The 16,330-nt window shown below is 48.4% G+C and carries 13 protein-coding genes; 7 read left to right on the top strand and 6 right to left on the bottom strand.

Annotated elements, in window-relative coordinates:
* The first annotated feature begins 71 nt into the window (after window positions 1-71).
* The gene (locus THIAE_RS09095) at window positions 72-1,328 is read left to right on the top strand and encodes a BaiN/RdsA family NAD(P)/FAD-dependent oxidoreductase (RefSeq protein WP_006460827.1); all 1,257 of its coding nucleotides are present in this window, start codon (window positions 72-74) and stop codon (window positions 1,326-1,328) included.
* Here the strand turns inward: THIAE_RS09095 and THIAE_RS09090 are convergent.
* The 3 genes from THIAE_RS09090 to THIAE_RS09080 all read right to left on the bottom strand — a co-directional run bounded on the left by THIAE_RS09090 (window position 1,325) and on the right by THIAE_RS09080 (window position 5,822).
* Complete coding sequence (locus tag THIAE_RS09090; protein WP_006460828.1) at window positions 1,325-2,044, bottom strand: response regulator; 720 nt, start codon at window positions 2,042-2,044, stop codon at window positions 1,325-1,327. The genes THIAE_RS09095 and THIAE_RS09090 overlap by 4 nt on opposite strands.
* A complete protein-coding gene (locus tag THIAE_RS09085; RefSeq protein WP_239232376.1) occupies window positions 2,041-3,387 on the bottom strand; it encodes an ATP-binding protein in 1,347 nt (448 codons plus the stop codon). Before THIAE_RS09085 ends, THIAE_RS09090 begins: the two co-directional genes overlap by 4 nt.
* Before the next feature lie 185 nt (window positions 3,388-3,572).
* Window positions 3,573-5,822 carry an arginine/lysine/ornithine decarboxylase gene (locus THIAE_RS09080; protein WP_006460830.1) on the bottom strand — a complete coding sequence of 750 codons (2,250 nt, stop codon included), beginning with the start codon at window positions 5,820-5,822 and terminating at the stop codon, window positions 3,573-3,575.
* Window positions 5,823-5,985: 163 nt separating this feature from the next.
* Between THIAE_RS09080 and THIAE_RS09075 the strand changes: the two genes are divergently transcribed.
* Both THIAE_RS09075 and THIAE_RS09070 read left to right on the top strand, forming a co-directional pair.
* On the top strand, window positions 5,986-6,891 hold the full coding sequence (locus THIAE_RS09075) for a DMT family transporter (RefSeq protein WP_006460831.1): 906 nt from the start codon (window positions 5,986-5,988) through the stop codon (window positions 6,889-6,891).
* A 70-nt stretch (window positions 6,892-6,961) separates the two neighbouring features.
* On the top strand, window positions 6,962-7,201 hold the full coding sequence (locus THIAE_RS09070) for a DUF4282 domain-containing protein (RefSeq protein ID WP_006460832.1): 240 nt from the start codon (window positions 6,962-6,964) through the stop codon (window positions 7,199-7,201).
* On the opposite strand, the gene THIAE_RS09065 is transcribed toward THIAE_RS09070, so the two are convergent.
* Together THIAE_RS09065 and THIAE_RS09060 are read right to left on the bottom strand one after the other, a co-directional pair.
* On the bottom strand, window positions 7,198-8,583 hold the full coding sequence (locus tag THIAE_RS09065) for a TRAP transporter large permease (protein ID WP_006460833.1): 1,386 nt from the start codon (window positions 8,581-8,583) through the stop codon (window positions 7,198-7,200). The two genes, THIAE_RS09070 and THIAE_RS09065, sit on opposite strands and share 4 nt — an antisense overlap.
* Window positions 8,583-9,101, bottom strand: coding sequence for a TRAP transporter small permease subunit (locus THIAE_RS09060; RefSeq protein WP_006460834.1), 519 nt, complete (start codon window positions 9,099-9,101; stop codon window positions 8,583-8,585). The genes THIAE_RS09065 and THIAE_RS09060 overlap by 1 nt, the downstream gene beginning before the upstream one ends.
* Window positions 9,102-9,161: 60 nt before the next feature.
* On the opposite strand from THIAE_RS09060, the gene THIAE_RS09055 reads away from it, so the two are divergent.
* From THIAE_RS09055 to THIAE_RS09045, 3 genes are all read left to right on the top strand, one after another.
* Complete coding sequence (locus THIAE_RS09055) at window positions 9,162-11,405, top strand: primosomal protein N' (RefSeq protein WP_006460835.1); 2,244 nt, start codon at window positions 9,162-9,164, stop codon at window positions 11,403-11,405.
* 68 nt (window positions 11,406-11,473) lie between these two features.
* On the top strand, window positions 11,474-11,977 hold the full coding sequence (locus THIAE_RS09050) for a TIGR03546 family protein (RefSeq protein ID WP_006460836.1): 504 nt from the start codon (window positions 11,474-11,476) through the stop codon (window positions 11,975-11,977).
* Window positions 11,974-13,890 (top strand): TIGR03545 family protein, encoded by a 1,917-nt coding sequence (locus tag THIAE_RS09045; RefSeq protein ID WP_006460837.1) that lies wholly within the window; start codon window positions 11,974-11,976, stop codon window positions 13,888-13,890. The genes THIAE_RS09050 and THIAE_RS09045 overlap by 4 nt, the downstream gene beginning before the upstream one ends.
* 56 nt (window positions 13,891-13,946) lie before the next feature.
* On the opposite strand, the gene hemH is transcribed toward THIAE_RS09045, so the two are convergent.
* On the bottom strand, window positions 13,947-15,065 hold the full coding sequence (gene hemH / locus THIAE_RS09040) for a ferrochelatase (protein ID WP_006460838.1): 1,119 nt from the start codon (window positions 15,063-15,065) through the stop codon (window positions 13,947-13,949).
* Between the two features lie 180 nt (window positions 15,066-15,245).
* Here hemH and THIAE_RS09035 point away from each other — a divergent pair, with 180 nt between their 5' ends.
* Window positions 15,246-16,322 (top strand): efflux RND transporter periplasmic adaptor subunit, encoded by a 1,077-nt coding sequence (locus THIAE_RS09035; RefSeq protein ID WP_006460839.1) that lies wholly within the window; start codon window positions 15,246-15,248, stop codon window positions 16,320-16,322.
* The last annotated feature ends 8 nt before the right edge of the window (window positions 16,323-16,330 follow it).

The raw sequence follows: 16,330 nt of genomic DNA, 5'->3' as shown, positions 1-16,330 counted from the left end.
ATGCTACTCGCTTCAAAAAAGCCCCTGCCTAGGGGCTTTTTTGTGATTCAATTTAAGCAAAGATAATCGAGATGAACATATTGTACAAGGTCGCAGTAATAGGTGCCGGGCCGGGCGGTTTAATGGTCGCAGAACAACTTGCAGCCGACCCACGATTTAAAATCAGGGTGTTTGATGCGATGCCCTCGGCTGGGCGTAAGTTTTTGCAAGCCGGGCGGGGTGGTCTCAATATTACCCATATCATGGCATTTGACCAATTTGTGGCCGGTTATGGCGCGCAAGCACCGCAGATTAAACCTTGGCTGCAGCAATTTGGTCCGCAGCAGGTGCGTGACTGGGTACAGGGTTTTGGTATTGATACCTTTGTGGGGTCATCGGGGCGAGTCTATCCAGAAAATATGAAAGCCGCCCCTTTGTTGCGTGCCTGGTTGGGGCGATTGCGTCGGCGTGGTGTGGATTTTGCGATGCGTCATCAATGGCTGGGTTGGGAGGCCACGCCGTCATCTCAGCAGTTATTAAAATTTAAAACTCCCGATGGTGAGCAGATTATTCCGGCAGACATGGTTATTTTGGCGCTGGGTGGGGCGAGTTGGCCGCATTTAGGCTCAAATGGTGCCTGGATTGATTTTTTTAAGCAGGATACGATAGCCCCTTTTTTACCGGCTAATTGTGGTTTTGAGCAGGCCTGGTCGGAGGTGTTTAGGCAAAACTTTGCCGGTCAGCCGCTTAAAAACGTGTGTTTAAACGTCATCGATGTGCATCAGCAGGCCTGGTCACAGGTCGGTGAATGTTTAATTACTGAAGCGGGCTTGGAAGGCAGCTTAATCTACAGTTTATCGAGAGTGATACGCGACGCCTTGATTCAACAGGGCTATGTTTCAGTCGAATTGGACTTATTTCCTGCGTTGACCGAGTCACAGTTGATCGCGCGCTTGAATAAGCCGAGAGGTAAGTTGTCGCTGTCCAATTTCTTAAAGCGAGCAGGACTAGATGCCCTTCGCTTGGGGCTGCTGCGCGAAAAGCGTTCAAGCGCCGAGCTAAATTCAGCACTGGATGATCCAACTGAGTTAGCAGGCTTGCTTAAACACTATCCATTGGATTTGATAAAAACAAGACCAATTGCAGAAGCCATTAGTAGTGCCGGCGGGGTTAAATTCGATGCTATAGACGCGTTTGGGCAGCTCATTAGCAGGCCTGGTTGTTATTGTATTGGGGAAATGTTGGACTGGGAAGCGCCCACAGGTGGCTATTTATTAACGGCCGTATTGTCACAAGCTTATTGTGTGGCGCAACAGTTAATCACCATTACGCCACCGCAAGCAGATTAGTCAGCGGCTACGCTCGCCATATCAGCTTGTTGATCGTTTAAACCAGGATCGCCTTCTTCCAGCACTTCAAATTTGTAGCCAATCCCGTAAACGGAGTGAATGACATCCGTTTGGGGCCAAACTTGATGCATTTTTTGACGTAGTTTTTTAATGTGACTATCAACCGTACGATCTGACACAATGCGCCCGTCCTGATAAATACGATTCATCAATTGGGTGCGCGAGAAGATTTGGCCAGGATGCTCATAGAGTACCTGAAATAATGCAAACTCCACCGCTGTTAAGGCAACTGATTGCTCTTGGTAGTGAATTTGCGAGCGTGTTTCATCAAGCGTCCACTCACTGGGTTGCTTCATTTCATAATGACGACGTAATACCGCACGAACACGTGCCATAACTTCGCGTGGGCTAAAGGGTTTGCAAATGTAGTCGTCTGCACCCAAATCTAAGCCTAAAATCCGGTCCATTTCTTCAACTTTGGCACTGACCATAATAATGGGTACCTGTGACGTTTTACGCACATTTTGACAGATCGTAATACCATCCACTTCTGGCAGCATGATATCTAGCAGAACCAAATCCGGATGAGTATCGCGGATGGTTTTAACCGCATTGGCGCCCGTATTAAGTTGCTGGGTGCTATACCCCTCGGCTTTGAGGTAATCCTCGAGCAAATCGGCAATGCGTTTTTCATCTTCAATAATTAGAATATTCATGATGCATAAGCCTCCTGAGGCAGAGTTAGGGTAAATTTAAGGCCACCGATATGGCTGGCAGACACCGTGACTTCACCTTGGTGTGCTTGCGCAATTTGTTGCACCAGTGCTAAGCCAATACCCGCACCGCCAAAGCGTCGGTTGCGAGAGCCTTCTGCGCGATAAAAGCGTTCAAACAAATGTTGCATCGCTTCTTCACTGACCGACGGCGCTGTATCTTCTAAGACTAAGTGTAACACTTTTTTGTTTTCGGTTAAGGTCAGGTGAATTTCGCCTGGCGCATCAGTATAAGCAATACTATTAGCCAGCAAGTTGGCAAGCATTTGTTGGAGACGGTCACTGTCGCCTAACAAAAATAAATCTTGTTCAGGCAAACGTGCGTGTAGTTTAAGGCCTTTGATGTCGGCTTGCTGGCGGAAGTTGGCTAAGGCGCTGTTGACTAACCCGGTAAAATTCACTCGTTGCATTTGGTAACGTAACCCACCGACATCATTAAGTGCAATTTGATAAAGGTCATCAATCAGGCGATTAAGATGCACAACTTCACTATGCAGGTTATCGAGAGTTTGTTGATTAAGCGGGCGAACGCCATCTTTCATGGCTTCAATATCACCACGGATAATCGTTAGTGGGGTACGCAGTTCATGAGAAATATCGGCAATCCATTGGTTGCGACTTTGCTGATTCTTCTCTAGGCTTTTCGATAGATGGTTAAAGTCTTGTAACAGCTGCCCCAATTCATCGCGACGATTGACTTTCAGGCGGGTATCGAAACGCCCAGCAGTTAAGGCCCGCATCCCTTGGGTGACGGCTAGGATAGGATGGATAAAATAATGTGCGATGGGTAGCAGCAGCAGGCCTGTTATTAGAACCAGAAAGGCCACACTATAGGTAATCAGTTCACGTTGGCGCTGTTCAAGCTGAATATCAAGGCTTTCAGTCAGTTCTTCGCGATGGGTGTAACCAATATAGCCTATTTTTTGGTTATTTAATTCAATGGGTAAGAAGAGGGTGCGATTACTTGCTTCATTACCGAAAATACATTGGCGTTCGGTGCTCATTAAACTGAGTCGTTGTTCAGTGTAATCGGGATGAAAGCGTTTAAATTCAGAAAAAGGGTGAAATAAAAATACCTCAGCCGGCACCATGGTTTCAGCAAAATCGACGCGACTTGAAATGCCGACTAGATTTTTCCAGGTGACTTCATCCATTTGCGATAGGTCGGATTCACCACGCTGGGTCAGGACGTGTTGGAGATTTTTTTTGATTCGCTCTAAATGCAACTGATCGCGCTGATCAACATATTCAATCAGGCTGGTTTTGAGCATGTAGTGATTGGTCACAATGGTGCCAATGACTAGAAACAGCCCAAAAAGGAGCGCAACTAAAATCAATTTTAGCTTAAAGCCTAGCATATGCTTGAGAGTTTCCTCGGATGTCATCCAGTTCGATGGCATGTAATCGTATTTAAAAAAACGTCTCAAGTATAACCAGTCCTCTGCTAGGCATTAAGTAAATAGATGGAATGCTAAACGTCTAGTTTAACGCAGTCCATGGCATACACGGTGTGACCATTTTTCTCGACTTTCTCTAAACCATGAATATCGGTTTCAAAGCCTGGGAATTGTTCGTTAAACACCTGAGCGAATTTGAGATAGCTCAAAATAGTGCGATTAACACGTTCGCCGGGAATCAATAATGGAATTCCAGGTGGGTAAGGCGTGAGCAACACGGCGGTAATTCGGCCTTCCAAGTCATCCACTTCCACACGCTCAATTTTGTTATGCACCATCATCGCATAAGCATCGGCGGGTTTCATTGCCGGCTCCATGTGCGAGGTGTACATTTCGGTGGTTAAGCGTGCCACATCGTTTTCGCGATACATATTGTGGATGGCATTACACAGATCACGTAAACCAATGCGCTCATAACGCGGATATTTTTTAATAAATCCCGGTAATACGCGCCATAACGGCATATTGCGGTCATAGTCATCTTTAAACTGTTGTAACGCCGTTACCATGGTGTTCCAGCGTCCTTTAGTAATACCGATAGTAAACATAATAAAGAAGGAGTATAGACCGGTTTTTTCAATAATAACCCCGTGTTCGGCTAGGTAGCGGGTTACGATCGCCGCAGGAATCCCTGATTCTGAAAAGTCACCATTGACCGCTAGGCCTGGGGTAATAATGGTCGCTTTAATGGGGTCGAGCATATTAAAGTTGGGCGCTAGATTGCCAAAACCGTGCCAAGGATCATCGGCACGCAACACCCAGTCGTTGCGCTCGCCTATACCTTCTTCAGCCAGTTCGTCTGGTCCCCAAACTTTAAACCACCAAGAATCGCCGTATTCTTCATCGACTTTGCGCATTGCGCGTCTAAAGTCAATTGCCTCGGCAATCGATTCTTCAACCAATGCGGTACCACCTGGTGGTTCCATCATGGCGGCAGCGACATCACAGCTGGCAATAATCGCATATTGCGGACTGGTCGATACGTGCATCAAATAGGCTTCGTTAAAACGTCCACGGTCTAACATACGTTTTGGCGATTCTTGTACCAAAATTTGGCTAGCCTGACTCAAACCCGCTAGCAATTTATGGGTTGATTGGCAGGCATAAACCATCGGGCCTTCCGAGCGATTGGTATCGCGTCCAATCGCGTGCATACCTTTATAAAACTCGTGGAAGGTGGCATGTGGTAACCAGGCTTCATCAAAATGAAGGTTTTCGACTGACTCACCCAAGGTCTTTTTGATCTTATCGACGTTATACAAAATACCGTCGTAGGTACTTTGGGTAATAGTTAGCATTTGCGGCTTGGCATTGGGGTTTTTGACCAATGGGTTCGCAGCAATTTTTTGTTTGATAGTATCTGGATGGAATTCACTTTCCGGAATGGGGCCGATAATGCCGTAATGGTTGCGGGTCGGCATTAAAAACACCGGTACGGCGCCGGTCATAATAATGGAGTGTAATACCGACTTATGACAGTTACGATCTACCACCACCACGTCATTGTCGGCCACATTAGCATGCCAAACAATTTTGTTGGAGGTCGAGGTGCCATTGGTGACGAAAAATAAATGGTCGGCACCAAAGATACGCGCCGCATTGTGTTCTGAATCGGCTACCGCACCGGTGTGGTCCAGTAATTGGCCTAATTCATCAACGGCATTACACACATCGGCACGCAACATATTTTCACCAAAGAACTGGTGGAACATCTGCCCGACTGGACTTTTTAAGAAGGCCACGCCCCCAGAGTGCCCCGGACAATGCCAAGAATAAGAGCCGTCTGCTGCATAGCCAGTGAGCGCACGGAAAAAGGGTGGGGCAAGGCCATCTAAATAAACCCTTGCTTCACGCATAATATGGCGCGCGACGAATTCTGGGGTGTCTTCAAACATATGAATAAAGCCGTGTAGCTCTTTCAAAACATCATTGGGGATGTGGCGTGAGGTGCGTGTTTCACCATAAAGGAAAATGGGAATGTCTGAGTTGCGGTTGCGAATTTCTTCAACAAACAAGCGCAGTTTAGCAATAGCGCTGTCTTTAAGTTGCTCGTCGCCAAATTCGTCATCGTCAATAGACAGGATAAAGCACGACGCGCGGTTTTGTTGCTGAGCAATCATCGCGGTGTCATTAAAGCTGGTCACCCCAAGGGTTTCCATTCCCGCCGATTCAATCGCATCGGCAAGCGCGCGAACACCCGTTCCGGATGCGTTTTCAGAGCGAAAGTCTTCATCTATTATGACGACGGGGAAGCGAAATTTCATAGCCTGTCTAATCCTTATCCAAGTAGGAGAATAGTAATTTAATTGTATTAGCATTATACAAAACGCCGCTCAAAATGATATGAAAGATTTAATACGCTAGGCTTTTGTTTGCTAACAGGCCTGCTTATACTGAGCCATCATTTTTGAACAGATAGGGTGGGTTATGCCACGCGGCTATTTTTGGTGGGGATTTATATTAGCTGTAATAGGCACCCTGCTGTTTTCGGTTAAGTCGATTTTGATCAAATTGGCTTATGAAGCGGGTGCCGATGCCGACAGTGTGATGTTTTTACGGATGTTAATTGCCTTGCCAGTTTATGCCTTAATAGCAGGCCTGCTATGGCAACGTTATCCACAAAAGCGTGAATTGATGCAATGGCCGTTATGGGCCAAATTAGTGGCCTTAGGTTTTATCGGGTACTTTTTATCCTCTTGGCTAGATTTAAAAGGCTTAGAAACGATTTCCGCGCAACTTGAACGTCTGACGCTGTTTACTTATCCGATTATGGTGGCAATTTTGGGTGCGCTGTTTTTTAAACAACCGCTCACGCGAAAAATTATTGCCGCATTGACCTTGTCTTATTTAGGTATCCTTGCCATTTACGCTGAAGAGGCGCGCATGGCCGAAGCCGGTACCGCTTTAGGCACCATCTTAGTGGCTTTAGCCGCATTGAGTTTTGCGTTTTATGTGCTGTATAGTCGCGCGATTATCGCCCAAGTGGGTAGCTTGTGGTTCACCTCTTGGGCGATGTTATCGGCGTGTATTTGGGTAGTGGTCTTTTTTGCGGGTTGGATTGACTTTAATAGCTGGGTGTTTAATCGTGAGATTTTACTCTGGACTTTTTTATTGGCGATTTTTAGTACCGTTATTCCGAGTTTTATGATTAGTGAGGCGATTGCTCGCTTAGGGCCTGCGCAAACGGGCATTATTGGCAGCTTAGGGCCGCTATTTACGATAGGTTTAGCGGTATGGATACTGGCTGAGCCTTTTACCCTGTGGCATCTGTTGGGTTTTTCCTTAGTGATGCTCGGCGTGGGTTTGTTAACAATTAAGCAAAAAAAGTGCTAGCATGAACGGGCTGAAGGTGCTTAAGCACTTTGGGTGTTTTTTTAAGTCATTTTTATAAGGTAAGTGAGTTATGTTAAGGTCAATCTTCTTTTTTGATGCCATGTTAGTCCCCAAGATTATTACCGCTGTTTATTGGTTGTTACTGGCGGGCGTGGTGATATCAGGCCTGGGTATGATGTGGGCAGGCAGCTTTTTTGGCGGTTTAATGCTAATTCTGTTTGGTGCGGTGGGCGTGCGGATTTGGTGTGAGTTACTGATTGTGCTATTCAAAATTAACGACCATTTAAAGAAAATGGCCGAAAAACCTTAGTTGATAAACGCGGGTAGCCAAGTCGCGAGGCTGGGCCAGGCCGCCAGCAACCCAAGTAAGCCTAGTTGCAACAAGATAAAGGGCCAAACCCCTTTATAGATGTCTAGCGTTTTTAAAGCCTCGTTGGCCACACCGCGCAAATAAAATAAGGCAAAGCCAAACGGGGGCGTTAAAAAAGCGGTTTGCAGGTTAATCGCAATCATAATCGCCAGCCAAATCGGGTCAGCACCCAACATCAATAAGACTGGCGCAACAATCGGCACCACCACATAGGTGATTTCGATAAAGTCTAAAAAGAATCCCAAAATAAATAAAAATAGCATCGTCAGTAACATGAGGGTAAACAAGCCGCCAGGCAGGTTCCCCAGTAATTGATGCGCCAGTTCATCACCGCCTAAGCCCCGAAATACCAGGGAGAAAAAGGCTGCACCGATAAAAATTAAGAAAATCATGCTGGTGAGTTTAAGGGTGTTGCGCATGACATAGTTGAGCGTCGCCATCGACAGTTGTCGCTTGAACATAGCAAGCAGCAGTGCCCCCAGTGCACCCAAGGCGCCCGCCTCGGTCGGTGTGGCCATCCCCAATATAATCGAACCCAGTACCAATAAAATTAACCCAATGGGTGGCAACAGGCTTTGCACGACACGCACTAGCAGGCCTGGTTGTGTTTGAATCACGCCATGTTGCGTGGGCGCGGCAAATTTTGGAACGCGATGCGGTTGCAACCAAGCCACGCCTAACATATAGGCAAGATACAACCCTACCAGCAGCAGGCCTGGTAGTAATGCACCAGCAAATAAATCGCCAACCGATACAGTTTCGGGTGCAAAAATGCCCTGCTGTAATTGAGCTTGTTGATAAGCATTGGAGATGACGTCGGCCAGTAAAATCAGAATGATCGACGGCGGAATAATTTGCCCTAGGGTGCCACTCGCGCAAATGGTGCCGCTGGCTAATTTAGGGCAATAACCTTGTTGCAACATGGTCGGTAGGGCCAGCAGACCTAGCATAACTACGGTGGCACCGACGAGGCCGGTACTGGCTGCTAACAGGGCGCCGACTAAAATGACCGCGATGCCGAGGCCACCGCGCACGCCCTTAAAGACCTCTGCTAGGGTCAGTAGCAGTTGATCTGCGATTTTCGATTTTTCTAACATCAGACCCATAAAAATAAATAACGGCACCGCCAGCAGCGTGGAGTTGGTCATAATCGAGTAGATTCGACTAGGAATCGCTTGAATAAAGGCAATATCAAATACCCCGGCGAATAGCGCGCCGAAAGCAAATAACAAGGATACCCCGGCTAGGGTAAAGGCCACCGGAAAGCCAATCATCAACGCGATTAAAACCAACGCAAATAAAACGAGTGCCAGCCATTCCATTATGCGGGTTCCTCAACATGAAGCAGGGTGAGCAGAGACTGCGCAATCAGGCCGAGCGTTTGCAGGATCACCAGGCCTGGCATAATTAGAATTAAGGTTTTAAGCAGATATACATACGGCAGCCCGCTGGCATCGAGCGATTTTTCTTGAATCGCCCAGCTTGCGCCTACATAACTTAGCCCCGCCCAAATAATAAACACCATCACGGGTAGTACAAATAAGATTGCACCGAGTAGGTTAATCCAAGTTTGGGTGCGCAGCGAACAACGTTGATAAAACACATCTACCCGCACATGTTGATTTTGTTGATAGGTATAGGCGATTCCTAGCATAAACAAGGTCGCATGCATATAGATAAGGCTTTCATCCAGTTTGCTGGCACTAAAATTGACGCCATAGCGCAATAACACCGCTGCTGCGGTCGTCAGTACTAGTGCCAAGCTCAGCCATGCCACCGCGTGACCAACAGATTGTTGGAAACGGTTTTGCCAGAAGATAAAAAGCTGTAAGAAATGCATGCAGGTCATCAACAAGGTAAAATCAACATTTTAGCCGAAAAATCATCCAGATGAAAAACGATGCAAACTAAATTTCTGCGCGTTCAAGTGGCGTTACCGGGGCCGTTTTGGCAGCCCCTCAGCTATCTAGTGCCTGACGACTCTCTGTCGGTTGCCACCGACCCATCCTTGCAATCGGCTTGGCTAGCTGACTGGCTGGGTTGGCGGGTGCGGGTGCCGTTTCGCAATCAAACGCGCATTGCGGTGGTGGTAGGCGTGGATCAGGATGATGGGGTTGAACTCAGTAAACTTAAACCTCTATTAGTCAAGTTAGACCAAGAACCGGTTTTGAATTCTCAAGACCTTAAATTTTTACGCTGGGCCGCGAATTATTACCACGAACCGATTGGCGAGGTGGTGATGGCTGCCTTGCCCAAGCGGTTGCGCGATGGCGAGCCGTTAGCACTGCCGGGTGTGATGACTTGGCAGCGTTCGGCTTTAGGTCAAAGCATCAGTGTGGACCAGCTCAGTGCTCGCGCCCATAAACAACGGGTACTTTGGCAAGCGCTCTCCAATGACCAGGCCTGGTCGTCCAGTCAACTTAATGCGTCGTTCAGTGGCTGGCAGCCGCTTGTAAAGCGCTGGGTGGAGCAGGGCTGGTTAGCCGTTAAAGAAGGGCCCTGTTTAGCGCACAAGTCCCTGCCAAATCCAGTGCGTCATCTGCTTAATGACGAGCAGCAAGCGGCGGTTACGAGCGTGCAAGCGAGCCAGGGTTTTGGTTGTTTTTTGCTGGATGGCGTGACCGGTAGCGGTAAAACCGAAGTCTATTTAGCCTTAATTGAACAAGTGTTAGCGCAGGGAAAACAAGTGCTGGTTTTGGTGCCTGAAATTGGGCTGACCCCGCAAACCGCAGCGCGTTTTGAGGCCTATCTACAGCAGCCAGTAGTGGCGTTGCACTCGGGTTTAAATGATCAAGAACGCCATTGTGCGTGGCAGGTGATGCGCCGAGGGGAGGCAAGTGTGTTACTCGGTACGCGTTCGGCGCTTTTCTCGCCCTTTGCTGATTTGGGGTTATGTATTTTGGATGAAGAGCATGATTTGTCGTTTAAACAGCAAGATGGGTTTCGTTATTCCGCGCGTGACCTGCTGATTCGCCGGGCGCATTTACTTAACATCCCGGTGCTATTAGGGTCGGCAACGCCGAGTATGGAGAGTTTGCACAATGCCCAAACGGGCCGCTATCGCTATTTGCGCCTGAGTCAGCGGGCGGGGGAGGCACAACCGCCACACTTGAGCTTGCTGGATGTCCGGGGCGATCGTTTACAAGAGGGTTTGTCGAATAAGGCGTTGGGGCAGATGCGTGAAGCCTTGGCGGCGGGAGGGCAGGTATTGGTGTTTTTAAATCGGCGTGGTTTTGCGCCGGTATTGCTCTGTCATTCTTGTGGCTGGCAGGGCGCCTGTTCGCATTGTGATGCCAATCTGACCTATCACCATGCCAGCGATACCTTGAAATGTCATCATTGTGGCTTTCAGCAGCCCAAGCCCAAGGTATGTCCGGCCTGTGGTAGCGCGCACTTTGTAGCCATGGGGCAAGGTACCGAACGCTTAGAACAGTTTTTAACGATCCAATTTCCTGAACACACTATCTTGCGTATCGATCGCGATACGACGCGATTAAAGGGCAGTTTGGCCGAAAAGGTGACCCAGGCGCGCGATGGTGAAGCCGATATTCTAATTGGTACTCAGATGTTGGCCAAAGGTCATCACTTTCCAAAGTTGACGCTAGTGGTAATGCTGGATTTAGATCAAGGCTTGTTTAGCGTTGATTTTCGTGGTGCTGAACGGATGGCGCAATTATTAGTGCAGGTCGCCGGTCGGGCGGGTCGTGGAACGCAAGCCGGACGCGTGTTGATTCAAACGCATCAACCCGAACACCCTACTTATCAACAACTTTTACGCGAAGGCTATGCTGGCTTTGCCGCGCAAACCCTGGGTGACCGCCAAATCGCGAATTTGCCGCCGTTTAGTTTTCAACTTTTGGTGCGAGTTGAGGCGCTAGATTCAGCCCAAGCCGTCGCGTTTTTAGAGGCCATTAAAGCGCTGTTACTGGCGGTGCCAGTCACTGAACCCTGCGAGGTTTGGGGGCCGGTGTCGGCTCCAATGGCTAAGCGCCAAAATCGCTGGCGCTATCAACTGCTTCTGCAAGCCTCGAGCCGCGCAAGCTTGCAGGCCTGGTGGCAAGCGGTGGCAGCCGCTGTTTATGCCCACCCACTAGCTAATCGAGTGCGCTGGAGTCTGGATGTTGATCCGCAAGAAATGGGCTGAAATGGTCTGAGCAGGGCTGTGGTAGAATTATCAAATTGTTCGTTAGTTTTTACATAAAAGGATTGAATTTGAATAGCTTTATTCAGTTTATGAAGGCGATTAACGCCAATCAACACCCATCGCAAATTGCGCTAGGACTAACCCTGGGTATGCTGTTGGGGCTTACACCTTTTTGGTTTCCTCATACCCTTTTGACCCTGTTGCTGATTTTAGTATTGCGGGTGAATGTGTCTGCGGTGTTAGTAGCCTGGGCTGTCTTTACTGTTATCGCTTATCTGTTTGATCCACTCTTTAATAGTTTTGGTGCCTGGTTGTTGCAATTACCAGGCCTGGTGCCTATGTGGACGGAGATGTATAACACAGCGTTCTGGCGCTTTATGTCATTTAATAATACGATTGTGTTGGGCAGTATCGCGGTCGCTTATACGCTAGCGGTGCCATTTTTTGGGTTGAGTTTAGTGCTCATTCGAATCTATCGTAAGCGATTTTTAGCTTGGGCTCAGCGGTTTAAAATTGTCCGCATTATCATGATGAGCGATAAAGCCAGTAGTCTAGCGGGGTGGTTCAAATGAGTGAGCCGATTAAAACTGAGGCAAATAACACGACCGCAAAAAAATTGGCCGCTCCAAAAGGCTGGGTGCGTTGGTCGGGGGTGATGTTATTAGCAGGCCTGCTAGTTGTAGGGGGTGGCTTAACTTATGTCGTTTCGCAGTGGGCCTTAAAAGCTCAGCTTGAACGTGCGGCGTCGGCTGCATGGGGTGCCAAGGTAGATATCGCCAGCTTGCGTTTTGGATTGACGCCGCTGGGCATGGAATTGCGCGGTTTAGCGATCACCGATACTCATAACACCATGCAAAATGCGTTGGTGATTGATCGGATTGCGTTTGATTTGAATTTGTATCATCTGGTGGTGGGGCGCACAGTGATTGAACAGGCACGCATCACAGGAGTGGCGTTTGATCAGCCGCGCTCCCGCGACGGCGCCTTACCGATTAGGTCTGATGCACAATCTGAATCCAGCCGGGTTGAACGATTGGCGGAGAGCGTCCCCTTACCTAATTTGGCACTGCCAGATCCTGACACCATTTTAAGTCGTGAATCCTTGCAAACCCTTGAACAAAGCCAGGCGCTGGCCGCACAGTTGGAACAAATTAAAACGGAGTGGCAAAGCTTGCAGCCGAATCTGCCCACGCCGGCGCGTTTAGCGGAGTATCAAACCCGTTTAGCTGCGTTATTAGAGGGTGATTTGAGTGATGTGAGTCAAATTCCACAGCGCCAACAGGCCTTAGCTGAACTTCAAGCACAGTGGCAACAGGATCAACAAACCCTAGCACGCGCACGAAGTTTATTTGATGAGCAAATGCCGGGCATTCGCGCGTCGATTAGGTCGTTACCAGGCCTGCCGGCTGCAGATGCCCGTCGTTTACTGGCAACCTATACGTTAGATGAGCAAGGTTTATCTAACATGACCTATTTGTTGTTTGGCGAAACCATTCAAGGTTATTTAGACCAGGGTTTAGGTTTGTATCATCGCGCGCAGCCGCTTATTGCATGGTGGCAAAATTATCGTGCCGAAGCGCAAGCGGCGGCTGAAAGTGCTGCTGCAACTGGACCGGCACGATGGGAAGGCGAATACATTGCTTTTACGGAATATGATCCCCAGCCAGACTTTATGCTTAAAGCTTTAGAAGTCAGCGCGGAACTGGCAAATGGACCGATGCGTGGTGAAATTAAATTTTTAAATTTTGATCATCCAACCAGCCAGCAACCTATTGAATTTGAATTTAGCCTTACACAGGCGGCGCAAGTCAGTCCTTGGCAGTTAGTGGGTCAAGTAGATGGGCGTGGCAAAGATTGGGTCAGTGATGCTCGGTTTAACTGGCTGGATTATGCTATCGAAGATTGGCAGTTAGTGGATTCAGCCAGTTTGCCGGTGGTGATGCAGTCGGCCTTAGCCGATTGGACTGGGCGGTTGCAGTTAACCAATTTAGAACGGATTGATGCAAGTTTGGTAATGCAGTATCAGCAGGCTAAACTGGATGTTAGTCAATCTGATTCCGCCACGGTATTGCGATTATTGCAGCCGATTTTTAGTGGGGTGGATAGCTTTAAAGTCGAAGCAGGCCTGGTGGGGTCGCCTTGGGCACCAAGATTGTCGGCGTCATCGGATTTAGATCGGCGCTTTGCCAGTGGTTTACGCCAGGTTATGCAGCAGGAAATAGCGCAATTACAACAGCAGCTTACCCAAGAAATTGAGTCACGTTTAGCAGAGGCGATGGCGCCTTTGGATGCGCAATTGGCGAGTTTGAATCTAGATCAAGCAGAGTTGATGTCTTTAGTGCAGGGGTATGCGGGCTTGGATCAGCAAGGAGATCAGCAGCGTCGCGCTTTAGAGCGTCAGTTGCAGCAGCAAGCGGAAGATGAGGTGCGAGGGCGTGCCGAACAAGAGTTACGTCAACGCCTACCTAATCCGTTTGGACGCTAATAGTACAAACAAAAAGGCGCTATCAAGCGCCTTTGAGGTAACGGGCTAAGCGCTAATTACATTGGACAACCCATTGCGCGGGCACGTTCTTTTACAATCGCTCTTTCAGCGGCATCAGCTTCGCTGTCAAAGCCATCGCGCTCATACCAACCCTGGGTATGTTGCAACAAGACATCGGTTAACGCATCGGTGTGGTCTTCACGATAGTTGAGCGCCTTGATGTAACTAAACTTCTCACCACCGGCTTCTTCAAAATACTCGCGGTTTTCCCCATCAATTTCTTCAATGGTTTCGAGACAATCTGCTGAAAAGCCAGGGCAGATGACTTGAACATGTTTGTATCCCAGGCCGGGTAAAGACATCATAGTTTCATCCGTGTAAGGTTTTAACCATTCCTCTTTGCCAAACAGCGACTGGAAAGTCACCTTGTATTGATGCGGCTCTAAACCTAATTCCTGCGCGAGTAAGCGCGAGGTCACTTGGCATTCGCAATGATAAGGGTCACCATTGGTTAGGTAGCGTTTCGGCACGCCGTGATAAGACATGACCAATAAATCCGGCACCCCATGTTCCGCTTGATGTTCACGTACTGAGTTGGCTAAGGCTTTAATATAACCAGGGTGACGGTGATAGTGATTGATAAAACGCAGTTCTGGAATCCAGCGCCATTTGCGCAATACATCCGTCACATCATCAAAGGTTGATGCGGTGGTGGCCCCTGCATATTGTGGATAAAGCGGCATCACCACTAGGCGCTGCACGCCAAGTTGCTCAAACTTTTTTAACGCCGATTCAATCGATGGGTTGCCATAGCGCATGGCAATATCAAATACCACCTTGCCTTTAAAATGGGGCGCCAGCTTTTTTTCAATCGCTTCTTTTTGCTTCACAGTAATATTAAGCAGGGGCGAACCAGGGCCTTCTGAATCCCACACTTCTTCATAAGCTTCGGCCGATTTTGCTGGGCGGGTGTTGAGGATAATGCCATTCAGAACTAACCACCATAACCAGCGTGCGGGTGGTGGTTCAACCACGCGCGGATCCCACAAAAACTGCTTTAAATAGGGGCGAAGAGCTTGTTTAGTGGGCGCGTCGGGTGTGCCCAAGTTGGTAATGAGTACGCCGGTTGCCGCTTCATCGCCGTGCCGATAAGTGGTATTGTTATGGTATTTCATCCAGGTTTCCTTTTAAGACGTGGCAAATGAATCTTATTGTATAAGAATTGTATAGAGTTTGTGGATGGGTTTTTTTGTGTAATCATCCCTACACATTAGATTCTTTTTTAAAATAACTAATATAATTAAACTAAAATCAAAATAAAAGCTATCAAAAAGCTAACTCAAGGATACTTCAAAATGATTAATTTGTCAGGTCAGTGGTGGCGCAGATCGGTGTTTTTGTTGGCAGCGAGTATTATTGCGAGCGTCACCTTTAGTCATCAACTCTTAGCTAATCAATTAGTTATTCAAGGCCATGTTGAACAGGCAACGGTCACAGAGTCGATTATGGGCTTGGGTGAAGTATTAGCCAAGCGTCATGTTGAACTGCAACCTAGCGTAACAGAACGGGTGGTTGCGGTGCATTTTGGCGATGGTGACTGGGTTGAAGAGGGGCAGTTACTTTTAACACTGGATCAAGCTGAAGTACGCGCGCAATTGGCTGAGTTGGCCGTGCGCCTTGCGGATGCCGACCGCCAATTGGCGCGTTTACGCACGCTGTTGGCACGCGGTGATGTGTCACAAGCGGCGGTAGATGAAGCGGATTTAATGCGCCAAACCTTACGGGCGCAACAAGAATTACTCAATGTACGCCTAGCGCGTCTTGAATTGCGCGCTCCGTTTGCTGGTCGATTAGGCGTGCGTCAAGTCAACGAGGGTGCCATGGCGTCACCAGGCCTGGTAGTGACCGATTTGATTGAATTGGATGAGGTGATGGTTGATTTCCATTTGCCAGCGCGTTTTTTAAGCGATGTGGCGGTAGGTCAAACAGTGGTGTTAGAAAGTAGTCAGTTGAATCAACGTGATATCCGAGGCGAGGTGGTCACTGTATTCTCTAGTCTTGACCCGGCTACCCGGACTTTTCAAGTTAGAGCAAAAGTGGCGAATCACGATTATACCCTGTTGCCAGGCATGGCAATGACGGTGCGCTTAGATAAGGCACCGCGCAACTTGTTGCGCGTGCCTGAAACTGCGATTGTGCCCATGGCCGATCAAACCTTTGTCTATGTTCTCAAAGCCCAAGCGGATTCAGAGTTATTCAAAATTGAGCGCCGAAAAGTCGTGCTAGGGGCGCGCGAACCCGGTTGGGTTGAGCTGGTAAGCGGCGCTGAATTGGGCGAACCCGTGGTCAGCCAGGGCGCCTTGCGTGTTCGACCCGGTCAGCAGGTGAAAGTGGCCGACCAATTGCGTCAAATTTCTGAATTCGCGCAATAGGGGGCAAT

This window comes from Thiomicrospira aerophila AL3, from assembly GCF_000227665.2.
Classification (GTDB): domain Bacteria; phylum Pseudomonadota; class Gammaproteobacteria; order Thiomicrospirales; family Thiomicrospiraceae; genus Thiomicrospira; species Thiomicrospira aerophila.
Note: the sequence above shows the minus strand (reverse complement) of the source record. Positions and strands in the feature narration are given on the sequence as shown.